The organism is Rhizobium sp. SL86 (assembly GCF_026672545.1).
Lineage (GTDB): Bacteria > Pseudomonadota > Alphaproteobacteria > Rhizobiales > Rhizobiaceae > Neorhizobium.
On the sequence record NZ_JAPPRJ010000001.1, the window covers coordinates 712,778 to 732,304 of the forward strand.

Annotated in this window: 12 protein-coding genes and 3 pseudogenes; 7 read left to right on the forward strand and 8 right to left on the reverse strand. The window is 60.7% G+C overall.

The genetic code is table 11. The annotated features are described in order from the left end of the window. Both OU993_RS03750 and OU993_RS03755 read right to left on the reverse strand, forming a co-directional pair. Nucleotides 1-1,746, reverse strand: a complete 1,746-nt coding sequence (locus OU993_RS03750; RefSeq protein ID WP_268154916.1) for a thiamine pyrophosphate-binding protein — start codon at nt 1,744-1,746, stop codon at nt 1-3. A 68-nt stretch (nt 1,747-1,814) separates the two neighbouring features. Continuing rightward, a complete protein-coding gene (locus OU993_RS03755; RefSeq protein ID WP_268154917.1) occupies nt 1,815-2,741 on the reverse strand; it encodes an ABC transporter substrate-binding protein in 927 nt (308 codons plus the stop codon). A 131-nt stretch (nt 2,742-2,872) separates the two neighbouring features. On the opposite strand from OU993_RS03755, the gene OU993_RS03760 reads away from it, so the two are divergent. Beyond that, nucleotides 2,873-3,787: a LysR family transcriptional regulator gene (locus OU993_RS03760; protein WP_268154919.1), complete on the forward strand. Its 915-nt coding sequence runs from the start codon at nt 2,873-2,875 to the stop codon at nt 3,785-3,787. Nucleotides 3,788-3,983: 196 nt separating this feature from the next. Here OU993_RS03760 and OU993_RS03765 read toward each other — a convergent pair. Next, a pseudogene (locus OU993_RS03765) lies at nt 3,984-6,122 on the reverse strand (efflux RND transporter permease subunit); the annotation flags it as partial. An 824-nt stretch (nt 6,123-6,946) separates the two neighbouring features. On the opposite strand from OU993_RS03765, the gene istA (OU993_RS03770) reads away from it, so the two are divergent. Then, entirely contained in the window at nt 6,947-8,446 is a 1,500-nt protein-coding gene (istA, locus tag OU993_RS03770; protein ID WP_268154920.1) for an IS21 family transposase, read from the forward strand. After that, nucleotides 8,439-9,212, forward strand: coding sequence for an IS21-like element helper ATPase IstB (istB, locus tag OU993_RS03775; protein WP_268154921.1), 774 nt, complete (start codon nt 8,439-8,441; stop codon nt 9,210-9,212). The genes istA (OU993_RS03770) and istB (OU993_RS03775) overlap by 8 nt, the downstream gene beginning before the upstream one ends. A gap of 249 nt (nt 9,213-9,461) precedes the next feature. Here istB (OU993_RS03775) and OU993_RS03780 read toward each other — a convergent pair. Next, nucleotides 9,462-10,478: pseudogene (locus OU993_RS03780) on the reverse strand (efflux RND transporter permease subunit); the annotation flags it as partial. Further along, the gene (locus OU993_RS03785; RefSeq protein WP_268154923.1) at nt 10,478-11,605 is read right to left on the reverse strand and encodes an efflux RND transporter periplasmic adaptor subunit; all 1,128 of its coding nucleotides are present in this window, start codon (nt 11,603-11,605) and stop codon (nt 10,478-10,480) included. The gene OU993_RS03785 and the pseudogene OU993_RS03780, both read right to left, overlap by 1 nt. Before the next feature lie 210 nt (nt 11,606-11,815). Between OU993_RS03785 and OU993_RS03790 the strand changes: the two genes are divergently transcribed. The 4 genes and pseudogenes from OU993_RS03790 to istB (OU993_RS03805) all read left to right on the forward strand — a co-directional run bounded on the left by OU993_RS03790 (nt 11,816) and on the right by istB (OU993_RS03805) (nt 16,218). Further along, a complete protein-coding gene (locus OU993_RS03790; protein ID WP_268154924.1) occupies nt 11,816-12,505 on the forward strand; it encodes a response regulator in 690 nt (229 codons plus the stop codon). Continuing rightward, complete coding sequence (locus tag OU993_RS03795) at nt 12,502-13,563, forward strand: ATP-binding protein (RefSeq protein ID WP_268154925.1); 1,062 nt, start codon at nt 12,502-12,504, stop codon at nt 13,561-13,563. The genes OU993_RS03790 and OU993_RS03795 overlap by 4 nt, the downstream gene beginning before the upstream one ends. A 349-nt stretch (nt 13,564-13,912) precedes the next feature. Beyond that, nucleotides 13,913-15,433, forward strand: a complete 1,521-nt coding sequence (gene istA / locus OU993_RS03800; RefSeq protein WP_268154926.1) for an IS21 family transposase — start codon at nt 13,913-13,915, stop codon at nt 15,431-15,433. Further along, a pseudogene (istB, locus tag OU993_RS03805) lies at nt 15,423-16,218 on the forward strand (IS21-like element helper ATPase IstB). Before istA (OU993_RS03800) ends, istB (OU993_RS03805) begins: the two are co-directional and overlap by 11 nt. Before the next feature lie 125 nt (nt 16,219-16,343). On the opposite strand, the gene OU993_RS03810 reads toward istB (OU993_RS03805), so the two are convergent. From OU993_RS03810 to OU993_RS03820, 3 genes are all read right to left on the reverse strand, one after another. Then, complete coding sequence (locus tag OU993_RS03810; protein ID WP_268154927.1) at nt 16,344-17,243, reverse strand: class I SAM-dependent methyltransferase; 900 nt, start codon at nt 17,241-17,243, stop codon at nt 16,344-16,346. Between the two features lie 72 nt (nt 17,244-17,315). After that, a complete protein-coding gene (locus tag OU993_RS03815; protein WP_268154928.1) occupies nt 17,316-18,152 on the reverse strand; it encodes an SDR family oxidoreductase in 837 nt (278 codons plus the stop codon). Nucleotide 18,153: 1 nt separating this feature from the next. Continuing rightward, on the reverse strand, nt 18,154-19,512 hold the full coding sequence (locus tag OU993_RS03820) for an aminotransferase class I/II-fold pyridoxal phosphate-dependent enzyme (RefSeq protein WP_442792861.1): 1,359 nt from the start codon (nt 19,510-19,512) through the stop codon (nt 18,154-18,156). Between the last annotated feature and the right edge of the window lie 15 nt (nt 19,513-19,527).

A 19,527-nucleotide genomic window follows, 5' to 3' on the forward strand; every position in this document is an offset into this window, starting at 1 on the left:
TCATGCTCCTTTCACAAGAGCGGCATGCGGGCCAGCGCTCGTGCCCTTGGTGTAACCGAAGGCGTTCATCCGCGCGAAATAGGGCATGCTGGGATGCGCCTCGAAACGCACGCGACAATCGAGAACGGCGGGAAGGCCGGACGCCATCGCCCGCTGCAGCGCCGGTTCGACCTCCTCCACCGTCGTGACGACCTCGCCATGGCAGCCGAAGCCATGGGCGATCTCGGCATAATCCGTGCCTTCCAGATCGGCGCCGAACGAGAAGTCGAAACTCCTGCGCTGGCCCATCTTGATCACACCCCAAGAGGCATTGTTGTGGATGATGTTGATGATCGGCAGACCATAACGCCGTGCCGTATCAAGTTCCGAGAGGGTGAAGCCGAAGGCGCCGTCGCCGCAGATATTGAAAACCGGCCGGTCGGGATAGAGCAGCTTCAGGGCAACGGCATAGGGCGTGCCAAAACCGAGCTGGCACATGCCGGGTTCATGAAAGCGCGTCCGCTCGAGGGGCGCCGGCGTCAGGTCATTGCTCCAGAAGGAGGTATGGCCGCCGTCATAGGCAATCAGCGCGTCCTGCGGCAGCAGCTTACCGAGTGCCGAGCCAAGGCGCGCCGGGTGCAGGACCGTGCCGTCGTCCTCGCTCATCCTGTCCAGCTTTGTCCGGTAACCCGCGTGAATGGTGCGCAGATGCGCAAGCCATTCGGAGCGATCAGGGATCGTCCGGGTGCCGAGAACTGTGATCAGATCCTCCAACGCGCTTGCCGCATCGGCCCAGATGCCGAGCGCATGCGGGGTGTTGGCGCCAAGGCTCATGGGGTCGATGTTGATGTTGATGAGTTCAGCATCGCCCTTGCTCAGCGCACCGCCATCATCCCAAAGCCAGGACGAGAAGCGGCAGCCAATCGCCAGGATCAGATCGGCGTCCTTGAACGCCGTCTGGATCGCGTCGCCACCAATGATGCCACCCTGACCGATGAAGTAGGGCGAATTCGAAGGCACAGTCCCGATGCCCATCTGCGTGGTCAGCGCCGGTGTCCGGACGAGATCGAGAAGCATGCGGAACAGGTCCCCGGCATTGGCAGACACCACGCCGCCTCCGGCGACGAGCAGCGGCCGTTTCGCCGTCGCCAGCATATCGGCTGCGCGCGCGATCTGGCCTGCGGGCGCGCGCGGTCCCTCGAGCGAACGATAATGCTCCGGCTTGAGTGCAAAGGCCTGTTCATCGAACTCGAAACGTCCACCGAGGATCTCCTGCGGTACATCGAGATGCACCGGGCCCCGTCGCCCGGTCAGGGCCTGGCGGAAGGCATCCCGCACCAAGTCGGGCAGCCGGCGCCCATCGTGAACCACTGCGCTCCATTTGGTGAGCGGCTTCAGCAGCGCGTGAGTGTCGAGATCCATGAACATGCCGCGGTTCGGATAGGAGGCCGCGAGATGATTGTTGGAGGTGATCAAAAGGAGCGGCAGGTTGTTGTTGTAAGCTGTCCCAAGCCCGCCGATCAGATTGGACGAACCCGGCCCCATTTCGCCGAGTGCGACGCAAATCCGCCCAGTGGCGGCGGCCACGGCCGCCCCCATCAGCGGTCCGGCTGCTTCATGACGAACACCCAGGTAGCGGATCGAGGGTTCGCGGGAAATTGCGTGCAGCAAGGGGTTCAGCTTGCCACCCGCAATGCCGAAAACGAAGGGAACGGCTTCCGGAACGAGCAATCGGGTCAGCGCCTCGGCGCCGGTCATCTCAATCATGATATCACCTGTGAAAGAAAAAGGGGGCGGGCGTCGCGGCCTCCCGCCCGCCAGGCATCTGCGTGCGGTCAGGGCGCGATAAGGCCCGCCGTATCGATCTTGCCGTTCAGCATGCCGCCACCCCGCATGGCCTTCTCGAAGTAATCCAGAGCGGCGACGGTAGGAGTCGGCTTGCATTCCGGCAGCTCGATCTTGCTCAGGACCTCAAGCGGCAAGCGGGTGTATTTTGACACGATCTCACGGGTCTTGTCCTGGTTCTTGCCGATGAAATCCGCCGCCTGGGCAAAGGCCGTCCGGAACGAGGCGATGGTCGCGGCATTTGCCTTGGCCCAGTCACGGGTCGCGACGAAGGTCGTATAGGGCAGGTCTGCCGGAAGCTCCGACATGAAGTGGAAGGCGATCTTGCCATTCGACTGAGCAACTGCGCGCCCGAGCGAGGGCTGTCCGGCAATGATTGCATCAATCGTGCCGCCCTTCAGCACATCGGCGGTATTGGGGATCGGCACCTCGATAAAGGTGACGCTCTTCTCCGTAATCTTCTTCTGCTTCAGCCACTGCCGGAACAGGATGTCGAGCGTGCCGCCGATGCTGGGCGTTCCGACCTTCTTGCCTGCGAGATCCTCCGGCTTGTCGATCGTCACACCCTCCCGCACGGCAAGCCCGACATTCTTGGCGGTACGCGGTGCTGTCACGCCGCAATTGGCCACGACAACGAGATCAATGCCGCTATCGACAGCCTGCAGCAGCACGGTCGGTGAGACGGCAACGATCTGGTGAGAGCCGGCGACCAGAGACGCCACCAGCGTCTGGTTCGAGCCGGTGGGCAGGAACTCGACGCTCAGGCCGTTCTTGTCGAACAGGCCTTCATCCCTGGCGACAAAGGCCGCCTCAACTTCAGCGATCGGCGGTGTGCCGATGGCGATCTTGGTTTCGGCCAGAGCCGGAATGGTGGCGACGGCCAGCGTGCCGGCAATCATGATTGCGCGCTTGAACATGGTTTCCTCCTCGAATGCGGGCTCCTCAACCCTCGGAAACCACTATCCCCATTCGCTTGACTTTCATCAATAGACAGAGCGGCAGTTCAGATATAACTTAAAATGCATATCATCGACGTCGGAAGCTCCTGATGAACCTGCGCAAATGGGAATATTTTCTGAAGGTCGCAGAGTTCGGCAATCTGTCGCGCGTCGCGGAAAAGCTTGATGTGTCACAACCGGCGCTGAGCCGCCAGATTGCTGCGCTGGAGCTGGAAATCGGCACCTCCCTGTTTTACCGGACCGGCCGTGGCCTGACGCTGACACCCGCCGGCGAGGTGTTTCGTGCGCGAGCCGAAGCAATCCTTGAAGAGATCGCGCGGGTTCCAGGAGAGGTGACGCATGCAGCCAACACACCTTCGGGCCGGCTTGCGTTTGGTGCGCCGCCCTTCATGGGACGCGTTCTGACGGGAGCGCTGGTGGCAAACTATGTCGAGACCTACCCGCATGTACGGCTGCGTGTTCGGGGTGCCCATTCCTTCCAGCTGCGCGAGGCGATCTTCTTCCGGGATATCGATATCGGCATTCTGGCCGCACCGCTGACGGAACCGGACCTGCATACGGAACCACTGCTGAAAGAGCAGCTTTATCTGGTCGGCCCGCGCGATAGCGGGCTTTCGGTGGACCAGCCGATTTCCGTCGATCGGGTGGCCGACTGCCCGCTCATCCTCACGCCGCGACCGGACGGGCTTCGCACCCTGATCGAGGGAGAATTCGCCCGCATCGGCCGCCGCGCCAAGATCGCTGTCGAGACGGAATATGCGCCGATGGACGACCTTATCCGCCGCAAGGTGGGATATGCCATCATGCCCTATTGCGGCATGGTGAATTCGCCGCTGACGCAATTTGCCTGGGCGCCGATCGAGGGGCTGTGGGTGACCTGGCTGATTGCGACGCTCGACAATACAGAGCGGTCACTCGCCTCACGACATTTCATAGACATGCTGCGTGCCGCTGCTCGCGAAAGTATCGAACAGGGCCGCTGGATTGCCTTTTATCTGAATTAGGGGAGACAATCGGCAGCTCTTGAAAGGAATCGAACCATCGACTCGCCATAACTTCGGATGCTAGCCGGCAGATAAACGAGGCAGATCAAACAGTGGTCTAGTTGAAATGTCCGCAAGGGGGCCGACAGGAGACTGTCCGCTTCTGTCTCAGGGACGAATGAAGCGGACAATCTCATAAGGGAAACCTGCATCAATCCTAAGGGCTAGCCGTTGCGCGATGCTTACTTGAACGTCCGAGCCGGCGCGTCAGCCTTGTGACGACAACATAGAAAACCGGAACAAAAATCACTGCCAGCACCGTGCCGGAAATCATGCCGCCGAACAGGCCGGTGCCGATGGCGTTCTGGGTCTCCGAGCTTGCGCCCGAGGCTATGACCAGCGGCACGACGCCCAGGGTGAAGGCGAGAGAGGTCATGACGATGGGACGCAGACGCAAGCGCGCGGCTTCGACGACGGCTTCGGCAAGCCGCTGCCCATCCCTCTGGCGCTTGCGGGCGAACTCCACGATCAACACCGCATTCTTGGCGGAAAGGCCGATCAGGGTGATCAGGCCGACCTTGAAGAACACGTCGTTTTCCAGTCCGCGCAGATGAACAGCGATCATGGCGCCGATAACGCCGAGGGGCACGACGAGCATGACGGAGAGCGGTACCGACCAGCTTTCGTAAAGCGCCGCCAGTACCAGGAAGACGATCAGGAAGGAGAAGGCCATCAGCATCGGTGCCTGAGCACCGGATTGCCGCTCCTGCAGGGATTGCCCGGTCCATTCGACCGCAAACCCCTTGGGAAGCTTGAGCGCGATTTGCTCGATCTCGTCCATCGCCTTGCCACTGGACACGCCTTTCGCCGCAGACCCGGAAATACTGGTCGAGGGATAACCGTTGTAGCGCGTAACCTGCAGCGGGATGGTGGACCATTCCGGAGTGACGATCTCGGAAAGACGAACCATCTTGCCAGTATCGCTGCGCAGGTGAAGCTTGAGAATATCGTCCACCTGCATGCGGCTTGCCGGCTCGGCCTGAACAATGACCTGCTGCAAACGACCGTCGCGCGGAAAGTCGTTCACATAGGTCGAGCCGACAGCGCCGCTCAATGTGTCGCTGATGGTGCTATAGGTCAGGCCGAGCGCTGCGGCTTTCTGCCGATCGATATTCAGCGTGACGCTGGGCCCGCTTGGGAGCCCGTCCACGCGGACGTCGCTCAACAGTTTGCTCTGCGACGCAAGTTCGGTGAGTTGGGCAGCCGCCGCCGCGAGCGCATCCGCACCCTGATTGGCCCGATCCTGAAGCCTCAGCGAAAAGCCTGAGGTCGTACCCAGTTCATCGATGGCCGGTGGCTTCAGGCTGAAGACCTGGCCTTCATTGGCAGCGGACATGGCGGCGGCGGCGGCAACCAGTTCCTCGTCCACGGTGGTGGTGCGCTTGTCCCAATCCGTCATCGTCGTGAACGACATGGCCGTGTTCGGCCCCGAACCTGAGAAGCCAAACCCCATGATCGTCAGATTATTGGCAATGTCAGGGCGGGATTTGACATGCTCTTCGAACAGGTTGACCACATCACGTGTGCGTTCGGCCGTAGCCTCCGCCGGCAGGGTGAAGGAGGTCATGAAGGAGCCCTGATCCTCTTCCGGCACGAAGGTGGTGGCAAGCGTCGTGTAGCCAAAGGCGACGGCGGCGACGATGGCCAGGTATGCACCCATGGTCCGGCCGGTCCGGCGGACAAGTCCGGCCACCCATCCGGCATAACCCTGGGTCAGTCGATCAAAGCCGCGGTTGAACCAGCCAAAAAGTCCCTTTTTCTGGTGATGGTCAGCGCTGATCGGTTTCAGCAAGGTGGCGCATAGCGCAGGCGTCAGGCTCAGTGCCAGGAACGCGGAGAAGAGAATGGATACTGCCATCGATACCGTGAACTGACGATAGATCGCACCAACGGAACCGGAGGCCAGCCCCATCGGCAGGAAGACCGCCGTCAGCATGAGGGTGATCCCGATCACTGCGCCGGTGATTTCGCCCATCGCCTTGCGGGTCGCCTCGCGCGGCGACAGTCCTTCCTTCGCCATCAACCGCTCGACGTTTTCGACCACAACGATGGCATCATCGACGATGATGCCGATGGCGAGAACCATGCCGAACATCGTCAGGACATTGATCGAATAGCCGATCTCCAGCATGACCGCGAAGGTGCCCAACAGCGCAATCGGCGCGACGATGGCGGGAATGAGCGTGTAGCGGACATTCTGCAGGAAGAGCAGCATGATCAGGAAAACGAGCACCATGGCTTCGGCAAGCGTTTGCACCACCTTATGGATCGAGATCTTCACGAATGGTGCGGTGTTGTCGGTGGCTGTTGAGAACCGCGCATATTTGGTGCCGAGACGGGATTACGGCGAATCTGGACGCGGCGGACAGGGCCCTGAGATTATTGCAAAGGTTTTGATGGGGGAGATGAGCGCGGGATGTGGCGTCAGGAGCCCGGAGGGCGACTGAGGCACATCCCGCGCTGCGTCCGTCAATGATAGACTGGCGGAGCGCCGCAAACAGACATCGACCAAAGCTACCAGGCCAATTCGATGTCCAATCCCTCAGGCATCTGTGAGATGACGTGGCTGTCATCACGCAGGACTGCCGACTGGTTCACGGTGAGCGTCATTATAATGGTATTGGCGCATTCCGTCGAGCTTCTCCGATCAATCCCGACGGCGCTTCGAAAGGTGCGCCGCCGCGATGCAAACTGCTCGTTTCTTCCTCTGCGGGCGGTGTCGCGCGCAGGTTCTGCTTTGCCGCCATTGCGATCGGGGTCAGCGCTATTGCGGTTCTGCCTGCGCCCATGCGGCGCGCCGTGACAGCCTGCGGGCAGCCGGACGGCGCTACCAGAGCACCCGGCCGGGGCGCTTTGCCCATGCCGATCGCTCCCGCCGATATCGGCAGGCTCGCAAAAACGTGACGCATCACTCTCCACCCGTCGTTCCAGAGGGTTCACGACTGAAGGCGTCCACAAACGGCGGCATCGTTGCACCGGGCGATGGCACCGCTGGCGTGGTGTCATCGATCGAGCCGTGGTGCCGGCGCTGCGGCAGCTCTGTGCCGCTGTTCTTTCGCCGCGGCTTCGTGCGTCGCCGGGGGACACACGTGCGTCCATTCGACCATGGAGATCGAACCGATGACCATATCTGCCGAGAAGGAAGCGATGATCCTGCGCCTGTACCACGTTGAGAAGTGGCGCTGCGGCACGATCGCCAAGCAATTGCATTGCCATCACACCACCGTCTTCAGGGTCCTGAAGGACGCGGGCTTGCCTCGACACAGGCCGGTGATCCGCCCCGCCGAGATCGACCTGTACCTGCCGTTTATCCAGCAGACGCTGACCAAATATCCTGACCTGACGTCCAGCCGCCTTTACGGGATGGTGCAGGAGCGCGGCTATAAGGGATCGCCCGACCACTTCCGGCACATGGTGGCGCTGCACCGACCACGGAAGGCGGCGGAAGCTTATCTACGACTACGCACCCTGCCGGGTGAGCAGGGCCAGGTCGACTGGGGTCATTTTGGCCACATCGAGATCGGCAGGGCCCGCCGCCCGCTGATGGCCTTCGTCATGGTGCTATCCTACTCGCGCGACATCTATCTGCGCTTCTTCCTTGATGCCCGCATGGAAAACTTCCTGCGCGGCCATGTCGGCGCATTCAACGACTGGAACAGCCTTCCCAGAGTGCTGCTCTACGACAATCTGAAGTCCGCCGTCCTTGAACGGCAGGGCGATGCCATCCGCTTCCATCCGACATTGTTGGCCTTCGCGGCTCATTATCGCTTCGAACCCCGTCCTGTCGCGGTAGCACGGGGCAACGAGAAAGGCCGTGTCGAGCGCGCCATTCGCCACATCCGGGAAGCCTTCTTCATCGCCCGCACCTTCAAGGACCTCGACGATCTCAATGCCCAGGCCGAACACTGGTGCCGGACCCAGGCTGCCGACAGGCCATGCCCGGAGGACCGGGCAATGACGGTGCGTGAGGCGTTCTCAAAAGAACAGCCCATGCTTCTGCCCTTGCCGGCCAATCCCTATCCCGTCGAGGAGCAGGTGGCCGTGAAGGTTGGCAAGACACCCTACGTGCGCTTCGATCTGAACGATTACTCGGTCCCTCATACGCATGTCCAACGAACACTCACCGTTCGCGCCGATCTCGTCCAGGTCAGGATATTCGACGCCGCCACGATGATCGCCAGCCACCGTCGCAGCTTCGATAGGGGCCAGCAGATCGAGGATCCTCAGCACCTGAAGGCACTCGTCGCCGTCAAGCGCGAGGCACGCCAGCATCGCGGCCTCAATAGCCTGACGCGGGCCGTGCCGGCTTGTCAGAAGCTGATGATGCATGCCGCAGAACGTGGCGCCAATATCGGCGCAATCACCAACGCCATGCTGACGTTGCTCGACCTCTACGGCGCCCAGGAACTCCAGGCGGCCGTCGAAGACGCTTTGCGCGCCGGCGCCTCGCATTCCAAGGCGGTTCGATCAGTGCTCGAACGCCGCCGGATTGCGCGGGGCGCTCCGCCCCCGGTCGAAACCAGGCTGCCCGAGCATGTCCGCAAGAAGGACACGACTGTCATTCCCCACAAGCTCGACCGTTACGATCAACTCACATTGAAAGGAAACGACGATGAATAAGATCGACACCCTGTTCAATCGCGCCAGACAATTGCGCCTTTATGGCCTGACGGCCCATTGGGACGAGATCGCCACACAGGACTGGGTGCCGACCGTGATCCGGTGGGAAGAAGACGAGCGCTCCGACCGCTCGCTGCTGCGACGCATGCGCACCGCCAGGCTCGGCCACTTCAAGCAAATGGCCGACTATGACTGGAAGTGGCCGCGCCGCATCGACCGCGCCACCGTCGAGGAACTGATGACGCTGGCATTCATGAAGGATGCCACCAACATCGTCTTCATCGGTCCGAACGGCGTCGGCAAATCGACGCTCGCCCTCAACATCGCCTACCAGGCACTCATCCGGGGCCATTCGGTCCTGTTCCGCACCGCCAGCGAAATGCTCGGCGAACTCGCCGCCATCGACAGCGATTCCCTGCTGCGCCGCAAGCTTCAGTACTATGCTTCCCATGACGTCCTGCTGATCGACGAGATCGGCTACCTATCCTATTCCAACCGCCATGCCGATCTGCTCTTCGAGCTCATCAGCCGCCGATACGAGAAACGCTCGACCATCGTCACCACCAATAAACCCTTTGCGCAATGGTCGGAGGTCTTTCCGAACGCCGCGTGCGTCGTCAGCCTGGTCGATCGTCTCGTCCACCACTGCGAAGTCGTCGCGATCGAAGGAGATTCCTATCGCTTCAAGGAAGCCAACGAGCGCTCCATAGCCCAGCGTCAGCAACGCGCCAGTCACCAATCCGGCGAAACAGAGCCCGCATCATGACCGAAAAGACGCACCACTCTTCAGGTCTCAAGCGTGGCCTGCCAATCCTCATCAGTGCCGAATGGACCCCCGAGCAGGCATGGGCCGTCTTCGAACTCCTCGATGATCTGCGCGACGCCATCTGGAACCATTACGCCCCTGACATCCAGCACATGGTCCAAAACCAACAAGCTTCCGACGATAATCAAGATTAGCAACACTGAAGGCGGCTTCTTCAGCCGCTTTCAAAGTTCTCAATCCTCGGCACCATTTATCCGCGCTTTTGGACAGCCGCCAACAGGTGTCGTAGGAGATCCCATATTCGATCCCAGCCGGCATGGTGAGGGCGAGTTCGGCCATACGGGCGCGGACGCCGGCAGACGTGTTGACGGCATTGGCGCCTGGCGTCATCTGGATGGCGGCTGCGGTTGCAGGCTTGCCACCGTCCAGAATGGCAAAGCTGGAAGATTGCGATCCTACCTCGATGGTGGCGATGTCGCCCAGGGTCAATCGGGAGCCGTCGGCGTTCGATCGCATAATGACCTGGGCAAATTCCTCAGGCGACTGAAGCTGGCCCCTGACATTCAGCGGTACGCTGACTTTTTGTCCGGGAACCGTCGGTGCGTCCCCTAAGCGACCCGGCGCGACCTGGATATTCTGGGTCTGGATCGTTTGCGTCACCTCCGCCATCGAAATGGAATGCGCCAGCAGGCGCATGGGATCGACCCAGATCCGCATGGCTGCTTCCGAACCGAAGGATTGTACACGGCCGACGCCGGCCACACGCTTGAGTTCCGGCGCGATGTTGCGCACGAGGTAATCATCAAGCGTCAGGGCGCCAATCGTCCCATCCGTTGACTTCAGGGAGACAATCATCAGGAATCCCGACGAAGCGGATTCGACGGTCAGACCCGCGCGGCGAACCGGCTCCGGCAGTTTTGCTTCCACCGCCTTCAGCCTGTTTTGAATATCCACCTGCGCCAATTCCGGATTTGTGCCCGGCTTGAATGTCACGGTGATGGTTGTCGATCCGGATGAATCTGCGGACGAGTCAAAATAGAGGACGTTCTTCGCGCCGGAGATTTCCCGTTCGATCACAGTAGTGACGCTGTCGTTTATCACCTGCGGCGTGGCCCCCGTATAGCTGGCGTAGATCGACACGCTGGGCGGAGCGATGACCGGAAAGCGAGAAACGGGAAGCTGCGGGATGGAGATCACCCCGGCGATCACGATCATGATGGCGATAACCCAGGCGAAGACGGGCCTGTCGATAAAGAACTGCGGCATCATCCGCTCCTTAGTTCTGCTTTGGGGGGGGGGACTTGCGACGGTGACGTTTCCAGGGGCTGGCCGCTCTGCACCCGTTCCTGTCCCAGCACGACGATGGTGTCGTCGGCGCGAAGGCCCTTCGTCACGAGATACTTTCCATCGACCAGCGGCCCCAGCTCGACGGCCCGTCTCTCGCCGGTCCTGTCGGCGGCGATGACGACGAGTTCGGGTCTTCCAGCCGGGTCGCGGGTCACCGCCTCCTGAGGGACCATCAGCGCCGCTGCGTGGACTTCCCGCGGCACCATGGCGCGGATGAACATGCCCGGCAGCAATTGCCCTTCGGGATTGGGGACCAGAATGCGGATGCCGAGGCTGCCGGTGGCGCTATCGACCGAAATGTCGGAAAACAGGATCTTTCCCGCATGCGCATAAGGTTTGCCGGTGATGGTCCTGATCGCAATCGGCAATTCCTGTGCATCGCCAGTTCCGGCCTCAGGCGCCGCTTCCTGCAATTCCTCCAGACTCATGGAGGATTGGCGGACATCCACATAGACCTGATCGATCTGCTGAACCACGGCAAGTGGTGAGGTCGCTGACGCGGATGCCAGTCCGCCCTCACTCATAAAGGACTGACCAATGATACCGCTGATCGGGCTGCGCACGGTGGCATTGGACAATTCCAGCCTTCTCCGCGCCAGATTGGCCTTGGCTTCAGCGACGCTGGCCTTGGCCTGGGCGAGCGCCGCCGATGCATTGTTGAAGGCCTCCGCACTGGTGATCTTCTGCGCCGAGAGCAGTTCCGATCGCTCGAACTTCACCTTGGCATTCACAAGTTCCGCTTCGGCGCGCGCCAGCACGGCCGCCGCCGCATCGGCCTCTGCGGAGAGGGGTGCCGGATCGATCTGGAACAGTGCTGCGCCAGCCTCGACGCTGCTGCCTTCCTCGAAGAGCTTCTTCTGGATGATGCCGTTCACCTGCGGCCTGATCTCCGCAATCCGGAAGGCCGAGACGCGCCCCGGCAGTTCGTCGTAGATCGTTACGGGCTGCGGCCGGAGGGTTACGACGCTGACGCGCGCGGCCTGCCTCTCAACGATCTTGTTTTCGCTGGCGTCCGGCTGATCGCTGCAAGTGACCAAGATCGACATTGGCACGCAAAGCAGGCCCAATATCCAGAAAAGCGCCAAGTACTGCATCTGAGTGACCGTCCATCCCGGTTAATAATAAACGTGATGACACCCCTAGAAGCGTTGCGTTGGGGATTTGTGGAGGTTTTATTGCGATCCCGTGGAGGCTTCAGAAGCCCACTCGACGCCAGGACGCTCCAGTGGCATTGAAGTCGCAAGGAGCGTAAAACCATGGCAGAACTTGTTTTGATCGCCGAAGACGATGCGGAGATCGCCGGCATTCTTGAAGCCTATTTTACCCGTGAGGGTTTCAGGACGGTCCATGCCCGCGACGGGCAGGTGGCGCTGGACCTGCACCGCTCGCTGAAGCCGGATATCGTGCTGGCCGACATCACCATGCCGCGGCTGGATGGCTGGGAGCTTTTGGCCGAAATCCAGAGGCGAGGCCGCACACCGGTCATCATGATCACGGCACTGGATGAGGATGTCGATCGACTGCAGGGGCTGCGCATCGGTGCGGACGACTACATCGTCAAGCCGTTCAATCCGATCGAGGTTGTCGCGCGGGCCAAGGCCGTGTTGCGTCGCGCTGGCCTCACCCAGGCAGGCGCGGTAATCCGCGTCGGAAACCTCACGATCGATCTGGACAGCTATCAGGTCAAGATCGAGAAGGACGGCGTGTCGGTCTCTCTTTCTCTGACATTGACCGAATTCAGGCTTCTGGCGCACCTGGCCCGGACGCCCAGCAAGGTATTTTCGCGCAGCGAACTGGTTGACGCCTGTCTTCCCGGTTCCGATGCGCTGGATCGGACGATCGACAGCCATTTGAGCAAGCTGCGCAAGAAGCTCGAGCAGGCTGGCGGCGAAGGCATGCTCGCCAGCATCCGGGGCGTCGGCTATCGTCTGGCGGTCGATCCATGATCGTAAAGGGGCTCAGCCGGCAGATCCTTGTCGCCATGGCGTCCGTCACTGTGGCCGCCGGCCTGCTGGTCTTCTTCGGCACCTACCTCGCCTTCACCATCCTGTTCTATTTCTCTCCCTGGTCGGAAGATTCCGACAACTGGCTGACGGGCTTTGATTTCATCACCCTGACCCTCCTGATCTTCATCGCGCTGATCGTAGCGGCTGTCGCAGCAATCAGGCTGGCGCGGCGCATTCTTGAGCCGCTGGAATCCCTGGCGATGAGCGCCCGGCGCATCAAGGACGGCGACCTTTCCGCCCGCGCCATCCCCGGCGACCATTCTCTGGGCGAGACCGCCCTTCTGGTTCAAGACTTCAACGCCATGGCGCAACGCCTTCAGGATATGGCTGCCGACATGACTTTATGGAACGCAACGATCGCCCATGAATTGCGCACGCCCCTGACCATCCTGAAGGGTCGCCTGCAAGGCATGATCGACGGCGTCTTCGAGCCCGACGAAAAATCTCTTCATGCCCTCATCCTGCAGGTGGATTCATTGGCAAGGCTCGTGGAGGACCTGCGAACGGTCACGCTGGCCGACAGCGGTCACCTCGATCTCCGTCTTCAGCCTGTCCGCCTGAAGGAAGAGATCCTGCGGCTGGCAGCGGTACTGGATCAGGAGCTGAAGCAGGATGGCTTCGAACTGCTGCTCGACCTGAGCGATGTGGTGGTCCGGGTGGATGCCATGCGGATCCGTCAGGCCCTTCTTGCTCTCGTCACCAATGCGCGCCGCTACGCCATGCGCGGCATCATCGAGATCAGCCTGCAGGCAGAGGATGATGTGGTTATCCTGCGGGTGGCTGACGAAGGACCGGGCCTTGACGCCGATATCGCCTCCTCAGCTTTCGAACCCTTCCGAAGGGGAACGCGTTCCGGAGCGATGGAAAAGGGCGGCAACGGCCTCGGCCTATCCGTGGTTCGTGCCATCGTTGAGGCGCATGGCGGCACGGTCGGCTACGCCCCGTCTGACACAGGCGGCGCCATCTTCGAGATCCTTCTCGGTGAAGCGTTCTCCTGACTTGCAGTTGACCGTAGTTTCCCCACGGAAATCTGCGGCTCATTCCACTCGGCTGCACGCCTTCACACAGTCTCCACAAGCCCTCCACAACTGGCAAACCTGGTTTGCTAGCTTCTCTCATGAAGAGTTCATCCCAGGCTTAAGCAGGACTCTGTGCTTGGGATGACGGAAAGCGTGCGCATGGGCGCAGAACCCGGCTCCGCCTCAACTAGCCGTTGGAGAGACGTAATGACCAATTGTTGTTTTCCACGCAGAACTGAGCCGGTTAGGCGCATAATTTCCATTGAGAATTGAGCCATGTGAACCTTCCCCCAACGCGGAGAGCGACGGGGGCAACGGAGTGATCCACATGGGACTTTTAAACATCATCCGCCGGATGGCGCTGCGCGAGAAGCTATCGATACGAGAGATCAGTCGACGCACCGGGCTTTCGCGCAACACGATCGCGAAGTATTTGAGCGCTGGCACGATCGAGCCGACGTTCACGGTACCGGAACGACCGAGCAAGCTTGATCCATTCGCTGACAAACTCTCGGATTGGCTGAAGACCGAAGCCGGGAGGTCACGCAAGCAGCGCCGAACGTTGAAGCAACTTCATGCCGATCTGGTGGCTCTCGGCTTTACCGGCTCCTATGGTCGCGTCGCTGCGTTCGCCCGTGAGTGGCGGGTTGAGCAGCAGACGGTCGGCCGAGGTATATTCGTTCCTCTATCTTTCCAGCCCGGCGAGGCATTCCAATTCGATTGGAGTGAAGACTATGCCGTGATTGGCGGCGAGCGCATGAAGCTTCAGGTCGCGCATATCAAGTTGGCGCACAGCCGTGCCTTTCTGGTCAGAGCTTACCTGCTGCAGACGCACGAGATGCTCTTCGACGCCCACTGGCACGGCTTCCGTGTCTTTGGCGGCGTGCCTGCTCGAGGGATCTACGACAATATGCGCACCGCAGTTGATCGTGTTGGCCGCGGCAAGGAGCGGCAGGTCAACGTCCGCTTCCTGGCGATGACGAACCACTACGTCTTTGCGCCCGAGTTCTGTAATCCTGCCGCAGGCTGGGAGAAGGGGCAGGTCGAGAAGAACGTTCAGGACGCCCGACCACGGCTATGGCAACAGATGCCAGACTTCCCGGACCTGCCGGCATTGAATGCCTGGCTGGAACAGCATTGCCAGGACCTGTGGCGGGAGACACCGCACGGGAGCCTACCCGGTTCGATCGCGGATGTCTGGGCTGATGAGCGGGCCGCATTGATGGCACTGCCTGGCGCGTTTGACGGCTTCGTCGAGCAAAGCAAACGGGTCTCACCCACCTGCCTGATCACCTTCGAGCGTAATCGCTACAGCGTGCCTGCATCGTTTGCGAACCGGCCCGTCAGCCTGCGCATTTATCCCGAGAGGCTGGTCGTTGCGGCCGAGGGCAATATCGTATGCGAGCATGAGCGGGTCATTGAGCGGAGCCACGACAAGCCGCCGCGAACGATTTACGACTGGCGACATTACCTTGCCGTCATCCAACGCAAGCCCGGAGCACTTCGTAACGGCGCACCCTTTATGGAATTGCCACCCGCCTTCCGCAAATTACAGGACCAGATGCTCCGCCACCCCGGCGGTGATCGCGAGATGGTCGATATTCTTGCTCTCGTTCTTCATCACGACGAACAGGTCGTCCTTCGTGCTGTGGAACTGGCCCTGGATGCAGGCGTAGCAACCAAGACGCATGTGTTGAACCTGCTGCACCGTCTGATCGACGGCAAGACAATCGATGGTCCCGATATAGACACCTCACAGGCGCTGACCTTGCTGCGCGAACCCAAGGCCAACGTCGAACGATATGACGGCTTACGTGTCCGCATCGTTGGAGGTCGCCATGCGTCATGATCCCGCAAGTGCTGCCGTCGTCATCATGCTGCGGAGCCTGAAGATGTATGGCATGGCCCAGGCGGTCCTGGATCTGATCGAGCAAGGAGCGCCAGCCTTCGATGCGGCCGTGCCGATCCTGTCCCAGTTGCTGAAGGCTGAGATGGCTGAGCGCGAGGTCCGCTCCATCGCCTATCACATGATAGACTGCTCGTTTCCCCGCCTACAAGGATATCTCCGGATATGACTTCGCCGCCAGCGAGATCAACGAGGCGACCGTGCGCCAACTGCACCGATGCGAGTTCCTGGATGGAGCACAGAACGTTGTCCTGGTCGGCGGCCCCGGCAGAGGCAAAACACATATAGCGACCGCTCTCGGCGTCCAGGCAATCGAGCATCATCGCAGAAAGGTCCGCTTCTTCTCGACCATCGAACTGGTCAATGCACTTGAGCAGGAGAAGGCCAAAGGCAAGGCCGGTCAGATCGCCGAAGCCCTGGTCCGTCTCGACCTGTTGATCCTCGATGAGCTCGGATACCTTCCGTTCAGCGCCTCGGGCGGCGCATTGCTCTTCCACCTGCTGAGCAAGCTTTACGAGCGCACCAGCGTCATCATCACCACCAATCTCAGCTTCAGCGAATGGGCGACCGTCTTCGGCGACGCCAAGATGACCACCGCTCTGCTCGACCGCCTGACCCACCGTTGCCACATCCTGGAAACAGGAAACGACAGCTTCCGCTTCAAGGCCAGCTCGGCCGCAGCGGCACAGAAGAGAGGAGAAAAGGCCAGCCCATTGACCAAAGCCTGATCAGAAAACCATACTTAGAGGTGGCTCACTTCTCGGTGGAAAAACTGGCTCAGTTCCCCGTGGAAACCAACACATACTCGACGTTAAACAGCACGTTTTCTACCCATCAGCATTTTGGCGGGACGTCACGGGGATGAAACCTGTCTTGCGAAGATCGAGAAGCAGGGGCCGCCTCTGTGATGGGGTTCTTCGTCAAGAACGGTTATCTCGCTATACCCCAAGTGCGACAGCAGTGCCAGAATCTCATCCCGCTGTAGCCAATAGTGCCTGTCCTTCATGCCGCCGCAGAAGGATGCGTTGGTATTGGCAAGCTGATACCCCCGCTCATGATAACGAACGTCCATGCCCGCAATGTTACGAACCTCGACGTTTCCGCTGAAGGGACGATAACGAACATCCGACTTGGGCATCGCCGTCTCGTCGAAGAAGTGCGTCCAGATGAAAACGGACTTTGCGCGCGCGGCCAACAGACGCAGGAATTCACCGGGATCCGGCATGTGATAGAGGACACCCGAGGCGAGTGCGAAATCATAGCTGATCTCCTGATCGCGCAGCCAGGCCTGTGCGTCTCCCAGATGGAAGGATGCCCTGTCCAGCTTCAGGATCTCCTTGGTCACAAGGCAGCGAAGGAAGCAGAGCTTGTTTGCCTCGACCGCATCAATGGACTGCGCACCATGCGCGCTCAGCATGTAGGTATGCATGCCTTCGAGCGGTCCGATCTCCAACACACGCTTGCCTTCGATCGACCCATAGGCTTCGAGTGCTGCAATGATGCGACCATCGGCAAACAGGGGCACATTGCCGGCCGACACGCCGGCGTCCGGCGGGAAGGATGAACTCCAGCCGGGCAGAGAATCGATCGCGTTCTGAAAGGCCGGATGGCGCATCTCGTACTGGCTGAACCCGCCCTCGCCGTTATCCCCCTGCAAGGCGCCAAGAATGGTGGCGTCAGACTGCTCAGCCGCCGTCTTTTTCCTCGAACTGCCTAATCGTGTACGAACGCCACGGATGACATCATCAAACATCGAATTCGTTACCTGTTGTCCGGGGACGGACTACTTGCCTCGTAACATGTCCAAACCATGATGGGTCTTCCATTACTGCGATCCGTCCGTCAAATTTGTGTCGGTGGTCTTGGTCTTTGCCGTGCGCCAAAGGTGGAGCGATTGCAAGAGAGGTTCGAGGGCCGGAGATGTCCGGGCAAGCACAGTCAGCAAGAGCCCGAAATTGACTTCATCCTTGCCAGCCTCCATGCCCGCCAGAATGCGCTCTGCCACCTTGTCGGCCGGCCAGGGTTTTGATCCTCCCATGAAGAGACGGGCAGCTTCCGGCCGCAGCGGCAATTCGGCCTGCAGTTGCGGCGTATCCGTGTCCGGCGGGAAGCAGATCGAAACCTGGATGCCGGCGGGTTTCGCTTCCAGACGCAGAGACGATGCAAATGCCCGCAAGGCAGCCTTCGAGGCGCAATAGGCCGCATAACCCGGTATTCCGACAAAGGCCGCACCCGACGAGACAATCATGATCCTGCCGTGTCCCCGCAGGCGCATGCGAGTATAGACAGCGCGAACGCTGTTTGCGACGCCAAGCAGGTTCGTCCGGATTTGACGATCAAAATCCTCCACGGGCTGTTCGTGGAAAAACTTGGGGCAGACGATGCCGGCGGACGCAATCAGTGCCCCGGCCTCTCCAGCAACGTCTTCGCATTCGGTCACCGCCTGATCCAGCCGCCGCGGGTCCATAACGTCTGCAGCGACCACCAAGACAGTGTTCTGCGCGGCGCCGAGCGCCAAGAGATCATCGCGGGCGCGTTGCAATCTGGCGGGATCGCGAGCGATCAGCGAGACCCGCCCGCCGCGCCGAACCAGCTTTTCTGCCAACGCATAACCGATGCCGCTCGATCCACCGGTAATGATGGTATGTCCGGAAATGGACACCTCACGCCCCTGCCAGCAGGCGCGCGATTTCCGACCGGTCGAGCGAGGCAATGCCGAAATTCTCATCCACCAGCTTCGACAGGCACGCCGCGGTCTTGGCAATCGCCTCATCCATCTGCGCCCTCGTGTGTTCGCTGGTGATGAAGAACCGCAGACGAGCCTGCCCTTCAGGCACTGCCGGATGGATGATGGGCAGCGCATTCACACCAACCGCCAGCAGGTCGTTCGACAGGCGTGCCGCTCGGATCGAATCGCCGATCAGGACCGGCACCACCGAGAATCCCTGGCTTAGGCCGGTATCCAGCCCGGCCTTGCGCGCCTGCTCGAGAAAATAGGCCCCGTTGGAGCGTAGACGCCGGACGCGTTCCGACTCCCGGTTGAGGATGTCGAGGCTCGCGCTTGCCGCTGCCGCAAGCGGAGGCGACAGACCAACGCTGTAGACGAAACCGCCGGCGGTGCCCTTCAGCACCGTCACAAGCGCCTCGCTGCCGGCAACATAGCCGCCACAGCTCGACGTGGTCTTTGACAGCGTGCCGCACCAGATATCGACCCGTCTCGGATCGATGCCGAAATGTGTGTGGGTACCGTGGCCATCCTCACCCAGCACGCCAAGCGAATGCGCCTCGTCCACCATCAGCCAGAATCCGTAACGATCGCGCAGTTCCACAAGCGCCGGCAGATCGGCGACATCACCATCCATGGAGTAGATGCCCTCGACAATGACAAGCATGCGCCGGAAGCGGCCGTCAAACGTCGACAGCAATTCGTCGAGGTGTGCCATGTCATTGTGCCGGAAAAATCGCCGCGCGGCGCCCGACAGGCGGATTCCGGTGAGAATACTGTTGTGGATCAGTTCATCATGGATGACGATGTCGTCCGGCCCTAAGAGCGTGCCGATGGCTGTCACATTGGTCAGATAGCCGCTGACGAAGACAACAGCATCCTCGGCCTGATACAGGGACGCAATCCTCGATTCGAGCTGCCCGTGGACCGGCCTCTCTCCCGCGACCAGACGGCTGGCGGAGGCCGAGATCCCGTAGCGTTCGACCGCCTCCTTGACCTTCTCAGCAAGATAGGGATGGCGATTGGTGCCGAGATAGTCATAAGAGGCGAAATTGATGAGACGGGCACCGCCGATTTCCGTCGTCGCGCCGGCTCCAACGTCATGGGTTCGATAAAACGGATTTGCCACCTTCACAAGGTCGCCGGCAACCTTCTGGATCTGGACCTGCTTGTACTCCGGAAGCTCTTCGAAACGCGGCGGCTGGCGCTTGGGAACCTCACGCTGATCCACCTCGTCCATCGAACGGGAAAGGCCTCGCATCTGTGCCAGAAGCGCGTTACGCCGTCCCTGCTGCATGCGCGCGGATGATAA